The organism is Streptomyces sp. NBC_00212 (genome assembly GCF_045206365.1).
Taxonomy (GTDB): domain Bacteria; phylum Actinomycetota; class Actinomycetes; order Streptomycetales; family Streptomycetaceae; genus Streptomyces.
The window spans coordinates 7875531-7894398 of the sequence record NZ_CP108115.1 but is presented as its reverse complement, the minus strand read 5'-3'; the positions used below and the strand labels follow the sequence as shown (position 1 = coordinate 7894398).

Sequence of the window (18868 nt, the reverse complement as noted above, 5' to 3'; positions counted from 1 at the left end):
GGTCGGACTCGCTTCCCCCTCCCCCCGTTGGAACGTGGCCGCACTCGGCCGTTCGGCCGGTCTGTCAGGCGAGGCCGCGCAGCACTTCGTCCGCTGTGCCGCCAGGCCGGGGGAAGTACACGTACAGGACGTGGCCCTCGGGTCCGGCGAGCCCGAAGGTCTCGAAGCTCAGACGGAGGATGCCGACGCCGTCGACCTGCAGGCGTTTCTCGCCCGTCACGCGCTCGTGGACGTCGTGCGAGTCCCACAGAGCACGGAACGTCTCGCTGCGCTCGCGCATGTGCGCCACGAAGCCGTCGAGTTCCGCGCGGCGCGTGGCGGCGGTGGCGCGCAGACCTGCGACGGTCTGCAGGCTGATCGCTTCCCAGTCGGGATAGACCGTCCGCGCACGCGGATCGAGAAACGTGAACTCGATCAGGTTGTGCCCCGTGCTCCAGGCGGGGTTCACCCGGGCGGCGAGCGTGGTCCCGGCCAGTACGTCGCGCCTGGGGCCGACGACGAACGCGGGCAGGTCGGCCCATCGCTCCAGCAGGTGCAGTACCCCGGCCCGCACCAAAGGGGCCGGTGCGGTGTCGTTGTCCACCGGTGCCAGCGGCGGCATCGCCAGGGACCACAAGTAGGCCCGCTCGGTGTCGTCCAGACGCAGCACACGGGCGAGAGCTTCAAGGATCTCGCGGGAGGGATGCCGGTCGCGGCCCTGCTCGATCCGGGCGTAGTAGGACGGGCTGAGCCCGGCGAGCAGGGCCAGTTCCTCACGGCGCAGCCCTTTGACCCGCCGTCTCGCGTTGCCGACGACACCGGCGGAGGCGGCGTCGATCTTCTCCCGGCGACTGCGCAGAAAGGAACCGAGCCGTTCGTCGTCGCGTGTCATGCACATCGACTCTACCGCCGCCCACGTGCGCGACGGCTTCCGTCCCGCACGCGAAGCTGACCCTTTCAGGGCCTGCCTCAAGGGGGTGTGGCACGTCCGTCGGCCTGCTGTTGCCATGGAGGCATGTCGAACGAAACGAATGCATCGCCGGTCTGGCTGATCACCGGATGCTCCAGCGGCCTGGGCCGGGCCTTGGCCGAGCACGCCTTGGAGCGAGGCGACCGAGTCGCCGTCACCGCCCGCGGACTCGCCGCCGTGACCGGCCTCGCCGCCGAGTACGGCGACCGAGCCCTGGCTCTGGAACTGGATGTGACCGACCCCGCGTCGGTGACCGCGGCCGTCCAGGAGTGCGAGCGGAAGTTCGGGCGGATCGACGTTCTCGTCAACAACGCCGGATACGGCTACCTGGCGGCGATCGAAGAGGGCGAAGAGGCCGCTGTTCGCGCCTTGTACGACACCAATGTGCACGGTGTGGTGACGGTCCTCAAGGCCGTGCTGCCCGGCATGCGGGCCCGCCGCACGGGGCGCATCGTCAACGTCTCCTCCTTCGGTGGCCTGGCCGCCTTTGCCGCGACCGGCTACTACCACGCCACGAAGTTCGCCTTGGAGGGGCTGTCGGAGTCTCTGGCCGCGGAACTCGCTCCGCTCGGCATCACGGTGACGATCGTGGAACCCGGCGGTCTGCGCACCGAGTGGGCCGGGGCCTCGATGCGGCAGTCTCCGATCCGCCTGGACGACTACGAGGGGACCGCAGGCAAGCGCCGTGAGGCCACCCTGGCCGTGTCCGGCCGCCAGCCCGGCGACCCGGTCCGGGCTGCGGCGGCCATCGCCGCGACCGTGAACGCAGAGGTGCCTCCGCTGCGGCTGCTGCTGGGCTCCGATGCACTCGCCGGAATCCGCGCCCGCCTGGCACGCACGGCTGCCGAGACCGATGCCAACGAGGCACTGACCGTGAGCGTGGACCTGGCGGAAAGGTGAGCGGCATGGGTGCGTTCGTGGTGGTCGGCACCCGGACCCGGTCCGGTGCCGCGGCGGCCCGCCGCCGCAACCGCCAAGATCAAGTATTGGCGGCCATCGGGCTCACCTCGGCGCCACCCCTTCTACTTCCCGCCCTGGCGGGCCCGGCGAGCCGGACGGGGAGACTCCGCGGGAACGGCCAAGTGCCCCTCGACCAGGCCGTTCAGGGCGCGCAGAAGCACCTTCCGGTCCCCTTCGGAGAGACTGGCGAGGGCTTCCGCGTGGACGCCGTCGACGATCTTCTGGCTCCGGCGCGCGACCCGGGCCCCCTCCTCGGTCACCGCGATGATGCGCGCCCGGCGGTCCTTGCTGGACGGCCGCCGCTCGGCGAGGCCCGCCGCCTCCAGGGCGTCGACCGTCACCACCATGGTGGTCTTGTCCATGTCCCCGAGCTCGGCGAGCTGAGCCTGCGTCCGCTCCTCCCCCAGCGCGTGGACCAGCACGCAGTGCATGCGCGCGGTCAGCCCGATCCCGCCCAGCGCAGCCGCCATGCGGGTGCGCAGGACGTGGCTGGTGTGGTCCAGAAGGAAGGACAGGTCGGGGGCGGTGCGAGCGGGCGCCATGGCAGTCATGTCCATCAGGGTAGCAATTTCAATCCGTGACAGATCATCCGGAAGGGATCGAATTGAGGCGGACAACAAGCGGACCATCCCGCATGCGAGGTCTCAGAGGGCCATTGGGATACTCCGGCCATGGATACGAGTACGGGGGCGGGCGGCACAGCACTAACCCAGGCGCTGTCTGGGGGCGGGGCGGGGCGACCGGTGGGATGGGCGCTGCGGGGCGCGGTGCCGGCGGATGTCGAGCCGATCGTGGAGCTGCGGGCCGTGGTGATGCGGCCGGATCTGGAGCGGCTCGGACGGTTCGACGAGCATCGGGTCCGGCAGAGGTTCCGGGACGCGTTCGTGCCGGAGCACATGTCGGTCGTCCTGGCCGGCGGCGCCTTCGCGGGGTGCGTCGCCCTGCGCCCGGCCGAGGACGGCCAGTGGCTGGAGCACTTCTTTCTCGCACCCCGCCTTCAGGGCCGGGGGCTCGGATCGGCCGTCCTGCGCACCATGCTGAACCGGGCCGATGCCGATGGCCTGGTCGTCCGCCTGAACGTATTGCAGGGCAGCGCCGCGCGGCGCCTCTACGAGCGGCACGGGTTCACGGTGGAGACCGAGGATCCCGTCGACGTGTTCATGGTGCGACGGCCGGGGGCGGGACCCGGCGCCTCGGACAGGACGTCCGGCTGAGACCGGATCCTCAGTTCCGGCGGGGCCTGAGCAGGTCCTCGACCAGGGTGTCCACCAGACCGCGGGGCATGCTCGCACCGGTCAGGGCGCGGTAGACCATCGGGCCGACCAGGGCGTCCATCGTGGCGTCGGGACCAAGCTCCGGCGAGATCTCACCCGCGTCGATCGCGCGCGCGAGCATGTCGCGTTCTTGGGTGCGGCGTGGCGCGAGATAGCGCTTGTGGAAGCTCTTGGCCGTGTCGGGATCGTGCTGCGCCTGCGCGATCAGCGCGAGCAGGACCTTGCCGGCGGGGTCGCGCGTGAGGAACCGCGCGAAGCCCCGCAGGTAGCCGCGGATGCTGTCCGCCGTGACCTGCTCCGTCGGGACGGGAAGGCTTTTCTCGCTGTCCTCGATGAGGGTGTCGAGGAGGATCTCGACCTTCGAGGGCCACCAGCGGTAGATCGTCTGCTTGGCGACCCCGGCACGCCTCGCGATGGCCTCGACGGTCAGAGCGCCGAAGCCGTGCTCGGCGAGCAGGTCGTCCGCGGCATGAAGCACCGCCAGACGTGCGGCCTCGTCGCGCCGGGGGCCGGAGCGGGGCCTGCGGGGCTGAGAGCTCGTGGCGGGCATGCGGAACACAGTACCCGGCAGGGGTCCCGGCTCCATTGTCTAGACGCACCGTCTCGTCTAGGTTGAGTTCATCCACTGCGAACCACCGCGAAGGAGTACGTGTGTCCACCACGCCCAACCGCCAAGCCCTGGTCGTCGGAGCCTCGCGAGGCTTAGGGCTCGTCCTCGCCGACGAGCTCTCCCGGCGCGGCTGGCACGTCATCGCCACCACCCGCCGGAACAGCGGCGAGCTGCAGGCGCATGCCGAGGCCCGGAAGGGACTGCTGGAGGTCGAGTCGTTGGAGATGACCAGTTCCGGGCAACTGGCCGCTCTGCGCGAGCGCCTGGAACTCCGCTTGGAGGGCAGCCGACTCGATCTGCTCTTCGTCAACGCCGCGATCGACCGGGGGGATCTGCCCATCGGCGAGGTCCCGACCGAGATGTTCACCGAGGTGATGGTCACCAACGCGCTGAGCCCGCTGCGCGTACTGGAGGCGCTGCGCGGACTCGTGGCACCCGGCGGAACCGTCGCGGTCATGTCCTCCGAGCAGGGCAGCATCTCGCGCAACACCGAGGACGGCTACGAGCTCTACAAGGCCAGCAAGGCCGCGCTCAACCAGCTGATGCGCAGTTACACCACCCGTCATGCCGACGACGGCCACACCAAACTGCTCATCGACCCCGGCCACAACAGAACTCAACTCGGGGGCCCCGACGCCCCGTTGAGCCCCAAGGAGAGCATCCCGGCCGTCGTCGACGTCCTCGAAGCGCAGGCCGGCGCTCCCGGCCTGCAATTCCTGGACCTGCACGGCGAGACGGTCCCGTGGTAGGACCCCAGACCGAGCGCACCCGGGGCGCGCCTCTGGGGGCATTCCGTCCGTACTGCCATTCCGACTCCGCCGGGAACGGAAACTCATCGCTGCGCCGACCGGGCCGCCATGGCCGGACCCTCGAATCCCCTGAGGTCGGCCGGCGCCCCCCGATCGCCGTCACATAGGTTTCCGTCATGACTGGCGAATGGCGCGAGGACCGGATCGGAAGTGCCCTGCGTGGCGAAAACCCCACCGTGCTGCGGCGGTTGACGGCAGGATTCGCGGCGATCGGGGATGTGCAGTTCCTGCCGGGCTACTCGGTTCTCCTGGTGGATGATCCCCGGGTGGAGCGGCTGTCCGAGCTTCCGCGGGCGCGGCGGTTGGCTTTCCTGTCCGACCTGGACGTGCTCGGCGAAGCCGTCGAGCACGCCTGCCGTCGGCTCGACCCGGCGTTTCGCCGGGTGAACCTGGAGATCCTCGGCAACACCGACGGTTTCCTCCACGCGCATGTGTGGCCTCGCTTCGACTGGGAACCGGCCGATCTCGTCCGCGTCCCGGTCTGGCTGTATCCCCACGAGAACTGGCGTGATGAGCAACATGCCCTGGCCCCCCGGCACGACCCGCTGCGGGAGGAGATCGCCAAGGAACTGGACCGGCTGACCGCACAGGACTGACGCAGGCCGCTGCGGCATGCGCGCGGGCGGCGCCGCCCGAATCCGCTTGTCCGGCCTCGCCGCACCCCGCTACCTTGCCGAGGTGGATCTCTTCTCACACTCCTGGGCGGCATTGCGCACCGCGGTCGCCGGGCTCCGCGACCCGGACTTCGGCCGGCCGTCCGGCTGCAGTGGCTGGCTCGTGCGGGACCTCGTGTGCCACCTCGTCATCGACGCCCAGGACGTCCTGATCACTCTCGTGACGCCCGCCGAAGGCGAACCGACCGTCGATGCGGTGACCTACTGGAGCGTCGGGGACCAACCGCCCACCGGCGACGACCCGCTCGACACGCTGATCGTCCGGCTGGCCGCCGCCTACGGGGAGCCGGGGCTGCTCAAGTTCCACCTGGACGACGTCGGCTCCGCCGCCGGACGGGCTGCCGAACTCGCCGACCCCGGCACCCGGGTCGGCACCCAGGACCAGGTTCTCACCGTGGGCGACTACCTCACCGCGTACGTCCTGGAATGGACGCTGCACCACCTCGACCTGATCGCCCACCTCCCGGACGTCGCGGGGCCGCCCGCCGAAGGCCTGGCCCGGTCCCGCGCGATGCTGGAAGCGATCGCCGGCGCCCCGTTCCCCGCGTCGTTCAGCGACGCCGAGGCGCTGCTGATCGGCACCGGCCGCCGAGCGCCCAGCGGCACGGAGAGGGCCGAACTCGGCCTCCTGGGTGCGAAGTTGCCGCTCGTCCTCGGCTGATACGTCCACGCAGTGAGTCGGCGCGCGCAGCCCCGCCCTTGGCGCGACGTGCTCACGATGCGCCAAGTACCCGGCAGCGGTCGCGGCCAGGATCTGCTCCCGCGGATGCGACGAATGACCGGTCTCGCCGCCGCGCACCGCGAATTGCGCATGATAGGTGCCCACTGGGCACAACGTGGGCCGATTCCCTTTCCCCGGCCAGAATTTCGCGACAGATGTGAGGTCAATGTCAACGGGAGAGGGTGACTCCCCTTTTCACCCCGGCCGGCCTCCCCTTGGATCTGAGCCACCCTCGCCTGGCGTGAATACCCCCTGCCACCCGCATGCCCCCTGTACGGCACTGTTCACTGGTAAATGACCAAAGGCCCCGGAAGCATGCGAGCCTTCGGGCCGGAAACCGACGGCGGCAGCGCCGGGAAGATCGGGGAACGGATCTTGCCATGATCGAAGCAAGTGCAGCACGCGCCGACAACGTCGTCGACGCACTGGAACAACACCTTGTCCACGAGGTGCCCCCGCTCCGTCTGCAACGGGCCCGGCGCGAATTCCTCACCCAGGGTTTCGTGAAGACCGGATTCCTCGCACCGTACGACGTCAAGAAGCTCGTCGCGGAGGAATCGGAATCCCTGATCAGTCGCCATGCCGTGCGGCGGGACAGCACGTTCGAGGCGACCGGCGGCACGCCGCGGCGGATGCACAACGTACGCCGCGCCGAGATCGCCGAGTACGGCCGGATCCTTCCGCGACTGTATTCCTCCCCCGGGCTCAGGGAGGCCCTGGGCGTCGTGGCGGGAGAAGATGTTCTTGAATGCCCCTATGCTCCTGAGCAATTCGTCATTACCGAGCTCACGCAGAGCGGCGACACACATGGCTGGCATTGGGACGACTACAGTTTCGCCCTCGTGTGGGTGGTCGACTGCCCGCCGGTGGAACAGGGCGGATTCGTGCAGTGCGTACCGCGTACGGAGTGGGACAAGGAAAACCCGCAGCTGAACCGGCACTTCGTATCGCAGCCCATTCAATCCGTCGAACTCCGGCCAGGCGACCTCTATTTCCTGCGGTCCGACACCACGTTGCACCGGGTGTATCCGGTGACCGGCGGCAGGCGCCTCATCGTGAACATGGGCTATGCCGCGCGCCGTGACCTGGCCAAGTCCATGTCCCACGAGACCATGGACGCCTTGTGGGCGGATCCGGCGGATGGCCGCCCCACGGCTTACGCCCCCGCAGTTCGGGACACAGCCTCCCGCGGAACGGAACAGGAGAGTTCCCAGTGGCGGCCAACGTCCTGCGGCGGCACATCACAGTCCCCGGGCTCGTCGTCCACTACCTGACCTCCGTTCTCGGCGTCGGCCTGCTGGTCATCCCGGTGCTCGCCTGGACCACGGCGGGGCCGCTGTCGCTCCTTGCCTGGGGCATCCTGATCCTGTACAGCTACCCGTTCGCGCTCGTCTTCGCCAAGCTGTCGACACTGCACCCGACGAGCAAGGGCGTCGCGCAGTTCGTCGAGGTGGCCTTCGGCAGAAGGGCGGGCCGGGTCGCCGCGCTCTACCTCCTGATGACGCTGCTCCTGGCCAACCCCGTACTGGGCCTGATCGCCGGCCGCTACCTCCTGGCCGCGCTCGCCCCGGGCGCCTCCAACCGGGCCTCGCTCGCGGCGGGGGCCGTGGTCATCCTCGGCTGCATCGCGCTGAACCTGCTCGGCGTCAAGGTCAGCGGGCGCGTGCAGCTCGCCGTGCTGGTGGTCGTCACCGGGGTGCTGTGCGCCGTCATCGTCCTGGCGCTCCCCCAAGGCAGTTCGGCCCAGCTCCACCCGTTCGCCCCGCACGGCTGGGGCGTGCTCGGCGACTGCCTGCTGATCTGCTTCTTCGGCTTCATCGGGTGGGAGAACGCCGCGCCCATCGCGGAAGAGGTACGCGATCCCGGGCGCACCTTCCCGCGCGGCATCCTGTGCGCCGTCTGCGTCGTGGGGGTCCTCTACTTCGCCATGGCGCTGACGGTCGCCCTCACCCTGCCCTCGGACCAGAACACCGAGCAGGGACTCACCGGATTCACCCGGCTGTTGAGGACGGCCACGGGCGCCGACCACACCACCCTCGGCTACCTGGTGGCGGCCGTCCTGCTCGTGCTCACCACCAACGCCTGGTGCCTGGGAACGTCCCGGGTCGTCTTCGCACTGGCCCGCGAAGGGATCGTCCCCCGTGGCCTGAGCCGGATCTCGCCCCGCACCGGCACACCGTCGCGGGCCGTGCTCGCCCTGGTCCCGGGCTACAGCCTCACCCTCGGCCTCCTTGCGTCGACCGACTCCAACGAGTCCGTCCTCATCAAGGCGTCCTCGGCCGCATACCTCCTGGTCTTCCTCCTCGCCTTCCTGTCCGCCGTCCGTCTCGTAAGGACCGGGCCGATGCGCTGGACGAACTACCTGGTCACCGCCGTGACCCTGCTGATGCTTCCGTTCATGGGCGTCAGCATCGGCTACGCGGCCGCGATGCTGACCGCCGCGGTGCTCGTCGAAAGGTGGCCGGCCAGGCGCGAGCGGACCGGGCCGCGCGTGGCGACCGCACGCCCGCCGTCCCACGAACTCCCCACCACCACACCGCACCACCACCATCCGGAGCACGACCGACGAGAGAGGTGACGCCTTGCTCGGCCGCCACATACTCGGAATGACCGACTTCTCCGCCGACGAGTTACGCACGCTGCTCGCCCTCGCCGAACGCATGAAGCGCGGCGAGGACACCCACCCCTACCTCACCGGCACGGACCTGGGGCTCCTCTTCCACGTACCGTCCACCAGGACCCGGGTCTCCTTCCAGGTGGCCACCGCTCAACTCGGCGGGCGCAGTTACACCTACGGAGCGGAGGAGCTGCGCCTCGCCAACAATGAGACGATCGAGGACACGGCCGGTGTCCTGAGCCGCTATCTCAGCGCCCTCGTGGTCCGCTGGTACGACATGGCCGACTACGGCGCCGGACACCGGCGGCTGCACACCATGGCCGAGCACTCCGCCATCCCGGTCATCAACGCCCTGGACGACGAGGAGCACCCGTGCCAGGTCCTCGCCGATCTGCTGACCCTGCGCGAGCGGTTCGGCGACGGGCTGCCGCAGCGGCGGGTCGTCTACACCTGGGCGTACTCCTCGCGGCAGAAGACGCCGGGCGTTCTGCACTCCTCGCTGCTCGCCGCGGCCCTGCTCGGCCATCACGTCACGTTCGCGCACCCGCCCGGCTTCGACCTCGACGAACGGTACGTCAAGGAGGCGCACGCGCTGGCGGCCTCGTCCGGGGCGCGGCTCGACTTCTGCGACGACATGGCGGAGGCGGTGCGGGGCGCCGACGCGGTGTACGTACAGAGCTGGAAGTCCCTCCAGTTGACCGGGCAGCACGAGTGGCAGGCCCGGACCCGGCTCGCCGACCGGTGGCGGGTGACCGAGCCGCTCATGGCGCTCGCCGCGCCGGGAGCGCCGTTCCTCGACTGCATGCCGAGCAACCGCGGCGAGGAGATGGACGCCGCGGTCAAGGACGGGCCCCGCTCGCTGATCTTCGACCAGGCCGAGAACCGGCTGCACGCCCAGAAGGCGCTGCTCGCCATGGTGCTCGGCTCCTCCACCCGTACGGACACCGGCGACGGGAGCCCGCGATGAACGGGCCGGACGGTGTACGCGGCCCGGAGGCGGACCGCGTCGTGCTCGTCACCGGGGGCGCCGGCGGGATCGGCTCCGCCGTGTGCAGACGCCTCGCCGACCATCGCACCACGCTCGCCGTGGCGGACCGGGACGTCGAGTCCGCCCGGGAGGTCGCCCTGGAGGTGCGGTCGGCGGGCGGCCGGGCCGAGCCGTTCGGCTGCGACCTGTCCCGGCCCGATGAGGTCGAGGCCCTGGTCGCATCCGTCGTGGGGCGCTTCGGCGCGCTGCACGGACTGTGTACGGTCGCGGGCAGCATCCGGCGGGGCGACGTCACGGAGCTGACGCCGGCCGACTGGCGGGCCACCTTCGAGAACAACCTGGACTCGGTCTTCCTGACCTGCCGGACCGCGATTCCCCAGCTGGCCAAGGCGGGCGGGGGCTCGATCGTCACCATCGCCTCGGGCTGGGGCCTGCGGGCGGGGCGGCGGGCCGCCGCCTACTGTGCGGCCAAGGCGGGCGTGGTGATGCTGACGCAGGCCATGGCTCTGGACCACGCGCCGGCGGGCATCCGCGCCAACTGCGTGGCACCCGGAGACGTACGGACCTCCATGCTCGAACACGAGGCACGTCAACTCGGCCGCCCCGTGGCCGAGTTCTACGAGGAGGCGGCCGACCGTCCGCTGGGGCGGGTCGGTGAGCCGCGGGAGATCGCCGATGCCGTGAGCTTCCTGCTCGGCGAGGAGTCGTCCTTCGTGACCGGCGCGGTGTTGACGGTGGACGGCGGAGGCACGCTGTAGCCGTCGGCGTCCGCGCACGAGCGGGCGGCGGCCGCGGCCTGTACCTGTCCCCGGGCTTGGCCGCCGCCCTAACGCGATATAACGTAAGTTCATTCGCAGGCGTCGAGGCGCCGCCCACGAGATCGGGATGGGAACATGTCGGGAAAGACGTCGCCCACTGGTCAGCCGCACGACCCCGGCATGTCACCGCCCACCAGGGCTTCGCACGCCGACCGGGACCGGACCGTCGACCTGCTGCGCATCGCCGCCGGGGACGGTCTGCTCGACGCGACCGAACTGGACCAGCGCCTGGAAGTCGCCCTGACCGCCCGCACTCTGGACGAGCTGGCCGTTCTCACGGCCGACCTGCCGTCCATCGCGGCTTCCGGCGGCGCCGCGGAGGTGAAGGACGTCGTCCGGATCGACCAGCGGGCCGGTTCGGTCCGCCGCGAGGGCCGTTGGGTGGTGCCGCGACGGATCGACCTGAGGCCGTCCTGGTGCGATGTGATGCTCGACTTCTCCGACGCCGTCATCACACAGGACACCCTGCGCATCGACATGAACATGCGCGGCGGCACGCTGCTTCTGGTGACCGGGCCGGGGATCGTGGTGAACACCGAGTCCCTGTCGATGAGCTTCTGCAAGGGCAACACCCCCAGGGCTGCGGCCCCCGGGGCAGAGCACACCCTTCAGGTGGAGCTGACCGGCAGCTTCGCCTACGGCCGGATCAAGGTCCGCACACCACGGCGGACCTTCGGACAGTGGCTGCTCCGCAAACCGGCCTAGCGTGGAGGGGCCGCACATGGGGCGGCCGCACATAAGCCGGCCGCATGTGGCGCGGTCGCACATGGGGCGCGGTCGCCACCATCGAACTCGGCCCCGTTTCCGGCGAGTTCAGGTCAGCTTGGGGAGCAGCAGCTCGATGTCCTGGGCGGACAGCTCGATGCCGAAGACGTCGGTGAGGACCTTAGGCACTTCGTTCGGCTCCAGCTCCCGGGATTCCGCCGGGCCGGGCACCCCCGGCCGCACCGTGGTCAGCCGACGGTTGTCCAGGGTGTGCACCCGGTCGGGGAACAGGCGCTGCAGAAAGACGCGGTCGCTGAAGGCCGAGTGCGGGCTGGAGGCGCCGAAGTGGTTCGCGACCTGGAGGTCGACGGGGTACTGCCGGTGGAGTGTGAAGGTGTGCCGGACCATCCATCCGTCGCTGGCCTTCTCGACCCCCTCGCGCTCGCCGGCGGGCTGGTAGAGCGCCCACCCCTGTTCGCCCGGTGAGACCTCCTGGCGCCGCAGCCGGTACTCCCACACCCCGTCCGACACGTCCGTAGCGTCGGTCAGCTCGATGAGTTCGAGCGGGCTCGTGCCGAAGCCGACGTCGCTCAGCCAGCGCTTGCCCTCCAGCTCGACGATCGCCATCGCGTGCGTCTCGGGCCTGATCTTGCCCGAACCCAGCTCCACCCGGCCCTGGACCACGAAGAACTCGAAGCCGAGGCGCTCCAGGGCCGCCGCGTACAGGGTGACGTGCTCGAAGCAGGTGCCGCCGCGCGGGTTGCCGATCATCCTGGCCTGTACGGAGGGGACGTCGAGCGGGCGGCTCTTGCGGAGCACCGCCTCCAGGTTCTCCCAGCGTACGGAGAGCACATGTGCCCGGTGCAGCGCGCGCAGCGTCGCCAGGGAAGGGGTGCGGTCCCCGTCGTGGCCGAGGTGTGCCAGATAGGCATCGAGATCGAGGGCGTCGCCGTTCCACATACGGAGCGTCTCCTTGTGTGTCGTCACGTCAATCGGCTGGTCACGTATGCCATTTCCAGCGATCTTCCTCGCGGAGCTATTCCGTCCCGGCCTCGGTCCTTGGTCCTGAGCCTGGGGTCCTAGGCATCGCAGGGTTCATCACATGGGCCAGGCCTGATGCGGCCACAGCAGCGTATGCGAGACTTCCGGCCACTTCGTGAAGGGCGGGGCGATGAGCGGCGGAAAGACGAGTGGCGGGAAGAAGGGCGGCCGCAAGCAGTCGGCCGCGGCGATACGCGGGCTCGGTCCGCGCGCCATGGGTGTGGCATGGATCGTGATCATCACCGTGGCCGTGGTGAGCACGCTCGGCCCGGCGCTGCTCGACTTCGGCGTGGGGGTCGTCTTCGGCCTCATCGTTCTGATCACGCTCTACGCATGGGTGCTGCGCCGGATCGTCTTCGGCAGCCGGGCCATACCGCGCTGGGCCAAGCTGACCTACTGGGTCGGCGGCGCCCTGCTGGTGGTCGGCGGGGTGCACGCGCCGGACGCTTTCCTGGCCCTGGCCGGTGAGCAGGGCACGGCCACCATCGCGTACGCCGACGTAGAGACCGGGTCGCACGGCACGAAGTACATCCAGTGCTGGGTCGACCTGCCGGACGGCAACACCGAGCAGCTTCCCAGGACCGGGCCCTGCCCGGCGCCCGACGGCGCGCACCGGCCGGTCGTCTACTCGCCGGGTGGCGTGGTCGGCCCGATCCTTCGGTCCAGAGGGGACCTGATGTGGTGGTGGGCGGCCGGGTTCCAGCTCGCGGGCGTCGGGCTGCTGGCCACCACCGCGGTGCTGACCGTCCGCGATCCCGTCCTGGAACGGCGGTTGTGGCGTCGTTGACGAAGCGAGCCGGCCACACCAGGGAGGGGAAGCCCGGCGCGGCCAGACCCGCACGTTCAGCGTGCACCTCAATTCCCCTGTCGCCAAGGGGTGTTGACGACAATACGTAGTGGAATTCCTTCAATTCGGGATCCTGGTGAGGCACTCTGAAGGATGAGGCGCGTGTGACCACGGGCAGTGACCGGCCCCAGGTGCCCGAGCGACCCACCACCCATGATCATTTATCAAAGCGCCTGGTACGGAAGCTTGGCCGGAGGGTCATGGTGGACGAGCGGGGCGGCTGACAGGCTCCCGGGTATGAAGGTCCTTCCGCGGCTGCATAAAGCCGTCCTGTTGAATTCGGCGCTCGGTGTAGTGCTCGTCGCGGCCGTGGGCGGTGCTTACGCGGTGGTGGTGAACTCCGACAGTTCCTCGACCAAGCGCACGGACACCCGAACAGCCGCCGTCTCCACGGGGAAGGTGCAGTCGACCGTCTCCGGGGCCGGGTTGCTGACCTCGCCGAGCGATGCCGGGATCAACTTCACCACTGGTGGGCAGCTGACCAAGGTCGAGGTCAAGCCGGGTGACAAGGTCACCAAGGGCCAGGAGCTCGCGAAGGTCGACGACACCGCGGCGCGCCAGGCGCTCGCGCAGGCGAAGACGTCGCTGGTGGCCGCCAAGGCGAACCTCGCCAAGGTGCAGGAGGGTCAGCCGGCGAGCCCGCCGGCCAGTGCCGGCCCCAACCCGTCGGGGGGAGCCAGCCACCCCGCGTCGCCGCCCCCCTCACCCAGCCCCACTCCGTCCGCCACACCCAGCGCGACCCCCTCCCCCACTTCCTCGACGCCGCCGGTGACCGGGGCCGCCGCCGAACTGTCCGTGCGCAACGCCGCGTTCGTGAACGTGGTCCCCGTCGCCGATCCGTCCATCGATCCCAACCTGCTCATCCAGGCCCAGGCGCAGGTGTCCCAGGCGCAGACGGCGGTGGACACCGCGCAGCGCACGCTCGACGGGACCGTGCTGACCTCGCCGGTCGACGGAACCGTCGCCTCGGTGGGCGCCACGGTCGGGCAGACGGTGATCGGCACGACGTACACCTCGGGGGCGGGCGCGGCTCCGGGCACGGCGCCGGCCCCCGCCCCCGGTACCACGGGAGGCGCCGGGACGGGTGGCGCCCCGGCCGCGCCGAGCGGTTTCATCGTCCTCACCAACCCGACCGGGATGCAGGTGAAGGCCAACGTCTCGGAGGCCGACGCGCTCCGGCTCAAGCCGGGTCAGGCGGCCACGGTCACCCTGACCGCCCAGTCCAGCAGCGTTCTGAACGCGAGGGTCCTGTCGGTCAGCACGCTCGCCGTGAACGGTGTGGGGACCTCCGCCCAGTACCCCGTGACGCTCGACATCCTGGGCCCGACGAAGGACCTCCACACGGGGCAGGGTGTCAGCGTCCAGATCGTCGCGGGCGAGGCGTCCGACGCCCTGTTCGTGCCGACGGCGGCGTTGAGCGGCACCGGCACCCGGCGCACGGTCACGGTGGTCGCAGCGGACGGGACCGCACACCCCGCTCAGGTGACGGTGGGCGTCGAGAGCGACACCAACACCCAGATCACCAGCGGTCTGACGCAGGGTCAGAAGGTGCGGATCACCACCGTCGCACCGTAGGGCCGGGGCGACTTGACGAGCGGGCCGCACCGGCCCGCTCGCGGCGTTCCCCTCACGATCGCACCCACATCAGGACAAGGGAGTACCCACGACATGGTCCGAGACCGTGACGCGTTCACCAAGACCGGCGGCCAGGACCCCGAGCCGGCCACCGTCGCCGCGCCCGCCCTCAGCGCGGTCCAGCCCGTGACCGGGGAAGGAGACATCGCCGCGGCAGCGGCGGCGTCCCCCGTGGCGGCCGGCACCGGGCAACCCGCGCAGGCGTCGGGCGAGGTGAAGGAGCGCCGCACCGCGCCGTGGCGCGAACTGCCGTGGCTGACCCTGCTCCTGGCCGTCGGCATCGTGGCGGCACTGGCGTTCATCGCCGGCGTACTGGTGGAGAACCACCACCTTCAGTAGGAGGCGGCCGGTTGGGCCACTCTCCTGACGGCCACCAACGCGATGGGCCCGGTGCCCATCGAAGCGACGCCCCCCCGCCTGATGTGAGCCGGGGGGGGCGTCGCTTCGGTCAGGGGGCGATCGGCAGCCGGCGCTTGTGGTCGGTGAGGCGGTAGCGGTTCACGATCGTCTCGAAGGCCCGCTCGTCCACCGGCTTGCCCTCCAGGAAGTCGTCGATGTCGTCGTACGTGACACCGAGCGCGTCCTCGTCGGCCTTGCCCGGGTCGAGGGTCTCCAGGTCGGCCGTCGGGGTCTTCCACACCAGTTCGGCCGGCGCGCCCAGGGTGTCCGCGACGGCGCGCACCCGGCGCTTGGTCAGGCCGGTCAGCGGGACCAGGTCGGCGGCGCCGTCGCCGAACTTGGTGAAGAAGCCGGAGACCGCCTCGGCGGCGTGGTCGGTGCCGACGACCAGGCCGCCCTGCGCGCCGGCCGCCGCGTACTGGGCGATCATGCGCTGGCGGGCCTTGATGTTGCCGTGCACGAAGTCCTGGTGGGCCTCGTCGCGGAAGCCGACACCGGCGGCGAGCGCGGCCTGGAGCGCGGCGTCGCTGGCGGGCTTGATGTCCACGGTCAGGACGTGGTCGGCCTGGATGAAGGAGAGCGCGACCTGGGCGTCGTGCTCGTCGGCCTGGACGCCGTAGGGCAGCCGCATCGCGTAGAAGCGGGCCTCGTGGCCGGCGGCCCGGGCCCGCTCGACGGCGAGCTGGCACAGCCGGCCCGCCGTGGTGGAGTCGACGCCGCCACTGATGCCGAGGACGAGGGAGCGCAGACCGGTGGAGGTCAGCCGCTCGGCGAGGAAGGCCACCCGGCGCTCGATCTCCCGCTCGGCCTCGAAGGTCTCGGCGACCTCCAGCTCCCGGGCGATCTCCTGCTGCAGGGCGATGGACGCCGGCTCGCTCACGTCTGCTCCTTGTTCCGGTTCATGCTGGTCATCGGTTTGTCGCACCCACCCTAACCAAGCCGGCCTCCGGCAGGTCAGGCGCGGGGACCCCCTCGGCACCGGCCCCCGAAGGCGTACGTACTCACCGCTCGGCCCTGACCGCCAGGCGTTTCTTCAGGACGGCCCGGATCCGTCGGCACCAGTCGCGGTGCTCCTCCTCGAAGGCCAGACCGCGCAGGCACGTCAGGTACGGGCCGATGCGCTCGCCGTGGAGCAGGAACTCCCCCTCGTCCGCGTCACCCCTCAACTGCCGCAGCAGCGCGCCGAGCAGCTCGATCTTGGCGTCGGCGGCACAGGCCCGCTCTTCGAGCTGTTCGATCACCGATGCGGTGCCGATGCGGTCGGCGCTCTGGACCTTGACGAGCAGGTCGTCGCGGATGAACGAGGGCTTCGAGGTGGCCGCGGCGAAGTCCTCCAGCTCGGCGCGGCCGGCGTCGGTGACCCGGAAGAGCCGCTTGTTGGGCCGGGTCTCCTGGACCACCTGACGCCCTTCGACCATCCCGTCCCGCTCCAGCTTGGCGAGCTCGGCGTACAGCTGCTGGGGCAGGGCGTGCCAGAAGTTCGCGACGCCGATGTCGAACGCCTTGGCCAGCTGGTAGCCGCTGTACTCGCCGTCCAGCAGCGCAGCGAGGACGGCATGTCGCAAGGCCATCGGAGCACCCCTTCCCTTTCCTCGTCGACCGCTGCATCATACTCAAGAAACTGACTAGTCACATTGTTGAGTATCGGGAGAGGGCATGGAGATTCCAGCCATGGACATGGAGACCGCCGAACGCTTCCGCGCCGCTGTGGAGAAGCGCGACCTCACGGCCCTTGACGACCTGTTCACCGAGGACGTGCGGCTCTACAGCCCGGTGAAGTTCGTTCCCTTCGAGGGCAAGGCGATGGTGCTCGGGCTGTTCGGCGTCCTGGTGCGCACCTTCGAGGACCTGCGCTACATCGGGCGCTTCGAGGGAACGGCCGAGACCAGTGCCGACGGCCAGGAGGCCCCGTCGGTGGTCCTGCCGTTCCGGGCCACGGTGGACGGCAAGCAGATCCACGGCATCGACCTGCTCCAGTTCGACGAGGAGGGCCGGATCAAGGAGTTCACCGTGATGGTCCGTCCCCAGTCCGCCGTGCACACCCTGGGCCGGGCGGTACTGGCCGGCCTGGTCGCCGACGGCCTGGCGCCTGCGCCGGCCGAGCGCTAGGGGGTGTCCGATGGGTCATGGCCGGGGCTGCCGCTATCCGACCAGGGTCTGGGTGCCCACGACCGCGAGGAGTTCGAGGCGTTCGGCGTCCTGGCTGCCGGGTTCAGCCGTGTAGATCATGATGCGCAGGTCGCTTCCCGCTACGAGGAGCACGTCGCAGTCCAGGGTCACGGGGCCCACCTGCGGGTGGTCGATGGTCTTGCGGGACGCCTCGTGGTGGCCCACGGTCCCGGCGTCCCACAGCTCGGCGAACCGGGCGCTGTTCGCCCGGAGGTCGGCGACCAGCTGCCGCAGCCGCTGGTCGGCGGGATAGCGCCGCGCCGCCGCACGCAGGTCGGCGACGACCGCGCTCTCCAGCGCGAGCCGGGACTGAGTGGTGTGGCGGACACGGCCGTCCGAGCCGGCGAAGGCGCGCCACGCGCCGTTGCGGTCACGGCCGTGCCGCTCCCCCATCAGCGCCGTGTACAGCGGATTGGCGAGCAGCAGCGTCCATGACGCGTCGGAGACCGCGACGGGCGTCCCGCTCAGCCGGTCCAGCATGCGGTGCACGCTCGGCGTGATGTAGGCGGGCACGGTGCCCTGCCCCGGCGGCAGGAGTCCGGCGGCGTGGAAGAGGTGCTCGCGTTCGGCGGCGGACAGCCGCAGTGCGCGCCCGAGTGCCTCGACGACCTGCTCCGACGGGTTGGCCGCGCGGCCCTGTTCGAGCCGGGTCACGTAGTCGACCGAGATCCCGGCGAGCATCGCCAGCTCCTCGCGGCGCAGCCCGGCCGCGCGCCGGTGACCACCCGAGGGCAGCCCCGCCGCCTGCGGGGAGACCCGGTCGCGAAAGTGCCGCACCATCCGTCCGAACTCCGTGCTCGCCATGCCCCCACTGTGCCCCGCCGGGCCACGGATCGTCCTGGTACTGACGGTCCCAGGAAGAGGGGACTCCTGTCCGGCGGCGGGCTTTCGCCGCAGCATGGAGCCATGACCACCACACTGATCACCGGAGCGAACAAGGGTCTCGGCTTCGAGACCGCCCGCCGACTCGTCGCCGCGGGCCACACCGTCTACATCGGCAGCCGGGACGAGGAGCGCGGCCGGCTCGCCGCCGAACGCCTTGGCGCGCGGACCGTCCCGCTCGACGTCACCGACGACGCGTCCGTGCGGGCAGCCGCCAAGGTCATCGAGGCCGACGGCGGCCTCGACGTGCTGGTCAACAACGCGGGCATCGAGGTCCGGGGCGCCGACAACACTGTGCTGGGTGCGGCGGACGTGACCGCCGACCACATGCGCCAGGTCTTCGAGACGAACGTCTTCGGCATGGTCCGCGTCACCCACGCGTTCCTGCCGCTGCTGCGGCGCTCCGCCGCCCCGGTCGTCGTCAACGTCAGCAGCGGCCTGGCCTCGCTGACCCGTCTCTCCGACGCGTCCTCGCCGGCGTACGGCTATCCGGGCGTCGCCTACCCGGCGTCCAAGACCGCGGTCAACACGATCACCGTGCAGTACGCGAAGGCGTTCCCGGCCATGCGGATCAACGCGGTGGAGCCCGGCTTCACCAAGACGGACCTGAACGGCAACACGGGCGTCCAGACCGTCGAGCAGGGAGCCGACATCATCGTCCGCATGGCCCTGACGGGCCCCGACGGCCCGACCGGCGGTTACTTCGACGCCGAGGGCCCGCTCCCCTGGTAGACCACCCGTGCGCCGGTCGTCGAGATGCCGTAGGGGGT

General features: G+C 70.5%; 22 protein-coding genes. 15 read left to right on the top strand and 7 right to left on the bottom strand.

The window, feature by feature from the left end:
* Positions 1-64: 64 nt before the first annotated feature.
* Entirely contained in the window at positions 65-871 is an 807-nt protein-coding gene (locus tag OHA17_RS36055) for a helix-turn-helix domain-containing protein (protein WP_406509992.1), read from the bottom strand.
* Positions 872-994: 123 nt separating this feature from the next.
* Between OHA17_RS36055 and OHA17_RS36050 the strand changes: the two genes are divergently transcribed.
* Complete coding sequence (locus tag OHA17_RS36050) at positions 995-1849, top strand: oxidoreductase (protein WP_406509991.1); 855 nt, start codon at positions 995-997, stop codon at positions 1847-1849.
* A gap of 122 nt (positions 1850-1971) precedes the next feature.
* Here the strand turns inward: OHA17_RS36050 and OHA17_RS36045 are convergent, their stop codons facing one another.
* Positions 1972-2460: a MarR family winged helix-turn-helix transcriptional regulator gene (locus tag OHA17_RS36045; protein WP_398875407.1), complete on the bottom strand. Its 489-nt coding sequence runs from the start codon at positions 2458-2460 to the stop codon at positions 1972-1974.
* 120 nt (positions 2461-2580) lie between these two features.
* Here OHA17_RS36045 and OHA17_RS36040 point away from each other — a divergent pair, with 120 nt between their 5' ends.
* Complete coding sequence (locus OHA17_RS36040) at positions 2581-3123, top strand: GNAT family N-acetyltransferase (protein ID WP_406509990.1); 543 nt, start codon at positions 2581-2583, stop codon at positions 3121-3123.
* 10 nt (positions 3124-3133) lie between these two features.
* Here OHA17_RS36040 and OHA17_RS36035 read toward each other — a convergent pair whose 3' ends face one another.
* On the bottom strand, positions 3134-3733 hold the full coding sequence (locus OHA17_RS36035) for a TetR/AcrR family transcriptional regulator (RefSeq protein WP_406509989.1): 600 nt from the start codon (positions 3731-3733) through the stop codon (positions 3134-3136).
* Between the two features lie 101 nt (positions 3734-3834).
* On the opposite strand from OHA17_RS36035, the gene OHA17_RS36030 reads away from it, so the two are divergent.
* The 8 genes from OHA17_RS36030 to OHA17_RS35995 all read left to right on the top strand — a co-directional run bounded on the left by OHA17_RS36030 (position 3835) and on the right by OHA17_RS35995 (position 11125).
* A complete protein-coding gene (locus OHA17_RS36030) occupies positions 3835-4542 on the top strand; it encodes an SDR family NAD(P)-dependent oxidoreductase (protein WP_406509988.1) in 708 nt (235 codons plus the stop codon).
* A gap of 176 nt (positions 4543-4718) precedes the next feature.
* Entirely contained in the window at positions 4719-5198 is a 480-nt protein-coding gene (locus OHA17_RS36025) for a diadenosine tetraphosphate hydrolase (RefSeq protein ID WP_406509987.1), read from the top strand.
* 82 nt (positions 5199-5280) lie between these two features.
* On the top strand, positions 5281-5937 hold the full coding sequence (locus tag OHA17_RS36020; protein ID WP_406509986.1) for a maleylpyruvate isomerase N-terminal domain-containing protein: 657 nt from the start codon (positions 5281-5283) through the stop codon (positions 5935-5937).
* A 440-nt stretch (positions 5938-6377) separates the two neighbouring features.
* Positions 6378-7271 carry an ArpA protein gene (locus OHA17_RS36015; RefSeq protein WP_406509985.1) on the top strand — a complete coding sequence of 298 codons (894 nt, stop codon included), beginning with the start codon at positions 6378-6380 and terminating at the stop codon, positions 7269-7271.
* The gene (locus OHA17_RS36010; protein ID WP_406509984.1) at positions 7211-8575 is read left to right on the top strand and encodes an APC family permease; all 1365 of its coding nucleotides are present in this window, start codon (positions 7211-7213) and stop codon (positions 8573-8575) included. The genes OHA17_RS36015 and OHA17_RS36010 overlap by 61 nt, the downstream gene beginning before the upstream one ends.
* A 4-nt stretch (positions 8576-8579) precedes the next feature.
* A complete protein-coding gene (locus tag OHA17_RS36005) occupies positions 8580-9581 on the top strand; it encodes an ornithine carbamoyltransferase (RefSeq protein ID WP_406509983.1) in 1002 nt (333 codons plus the stop codon).
* Complete coding sequence (locus OHA17_RS36000; protein WP_406509982.1) at positions 9578-10360, top strand: SDR family NAD(P)-dependent oxidoreductase; 783 nt, start codon at positions 9578-9580, stop codon at positions 10358-10360. The genes OHA17_RS36005 and OHA17_RS36000 overlap by 4 nt, the downstream gene beginning before the upstream one ends.
* Before the next feature lie 135 nt (positions 10361-10495).
* A complete protein-coding gene (locus OHA17_RS35995) occupies positions 10496-11125 on the top strand; it encodes a DUF1707 domain-containing protein (protein WP_406509981.1) in 630 nt (209 codons plus the stop codon).
* A 108-nt stretch (positions 11126-11233) separates the two neighbouring features.
* Here OHA17_RS35995 and OHA17_RS35990 read toward each other — a convergent pair whose 3' ends face one another.
* Positions 11234-12112: an arylamine N-acetyltransferase gene (locus OHA17_RS35990; RefSeq protein WP_406509980.1), complete on the bottom strand. Its 879-nt coding sequence runs from the start codon at positions 12110-12112 to the stop codon at positions 11234-11236.
* A 184-nt stretch (positions 12113-12296) separates the two neighbouring features.
* Between OHA17_RS35990 and OHA17_RS35985 the strand changes: the two genes are divergently transcribed.
* From OHA17_RS35985 to OHA17_RS35975, 3 genes are all read left to right on the top strand, one after another.
* Entirely contained in the window at positions 12297-12953 is a 657-nt protein-coding gene (locus OHA17_RS35985; RefSeq protein WP_406509979.1) for a hypothetical protein, read from the top strand.
* Between the two features lie 297 nt (positions 12954-13250).
* The gene (locus OHA17_RS35980; RefSeq protein ID WP_406509978.1) at positions 13251-14588 is read left to right on the top strand and encodes an efflux RND transporter periplasmic adaptor subunit; all 1338 of its coding nucleotides are present in this window, start codon (positions 13251-13253) and stop codon (positions 14586-14588) included.
* Between the two features lie 93 nt (positions 14589-14681).
* Positions 14682-14987: a hypothetical protein gene (locus tag OHA17_RS35975; RefSeq protein WP_406509977.1), complete on the top strand. Its 306-nt coding sequence runs from the start codon at positions 14682-14684 to the stop codon at positions 14985-14987.
* 109 nt (positions 14988-15096) lie between these two features.
* Here the strand turns inward: OHA17_RS35975 and nadE are convergent, their stop codons facing one another.
* On the bottom strand, positions 15097-15927 hold the full coding sequence (gene nadE / locus OHA17_RS35970) for an ammonia-dependent NAD(+) synthetase (RefSeq protein WP_406509976.1): 831 nt from the start codon (positions 15925-15927) through the stop codon (positions 15097-15099).
* Between the two features lie 121 nt (positions 15928-16048).
* Positions 16049-16618, bottom strand: coding sequence for a PadR family transcriptional regulator (locus OHA17_RS35965; RefSeq protein ID WP_406509975.1), 570 nt, complete (start codon positions 16616-16618; stop codon positions 16049-16051).
* A 106-nt stretch (positions 16619-16724) separates the two neighbouring features.
* Here OHA17_RS35965 and OHA17_RS35960 point away from each other — a divergent pair, with 106 nt between their 5' ends.
* Complete coding sequence (locus OHA17_RS35960; RefSeq protein WP_406510903.1) at positions 16725-17156, top strand: nuclear transport factor 2 family protein; 432 nt, start codon at positions 16725-16727, stop codon at positions 17154-17156.
* 33 nt (positions 17157-17189) lie between these two features.
* Here OHA17_RS35960 and OHA17_RS35955 read toward each other — a convergent pair whose 3' ends face one another.
* Positions 17190-18020 (bottom strand): helix-turn-helix transcriptional regulator, encoded by an 831-nt coding sequence (locus OHA17_RS35955; protein ID WP_406509974.1) that lies wholly within the window; start codon positions 18018-18020, stop codon positions 17190-17192.
* Between the two features lie 102 nt (positions 18021-18122).
* Between OHA17_RS35955 and OHA17_RS35950 the strand changes: the two genes are divergently transcribed.
* Complete coding sequence (locus OHA17_RS35950) at positions 18123-18830, top strand: SDR family NAD(P)-dependent oxidoreductase (RefSeq protein ID WP_406509973.1); 708 nt, start codon at positions 18123-18125, stop codon at positions 18828-18830.
* Positions 18831-18868 lie beyond the last annotated feature (38 nt).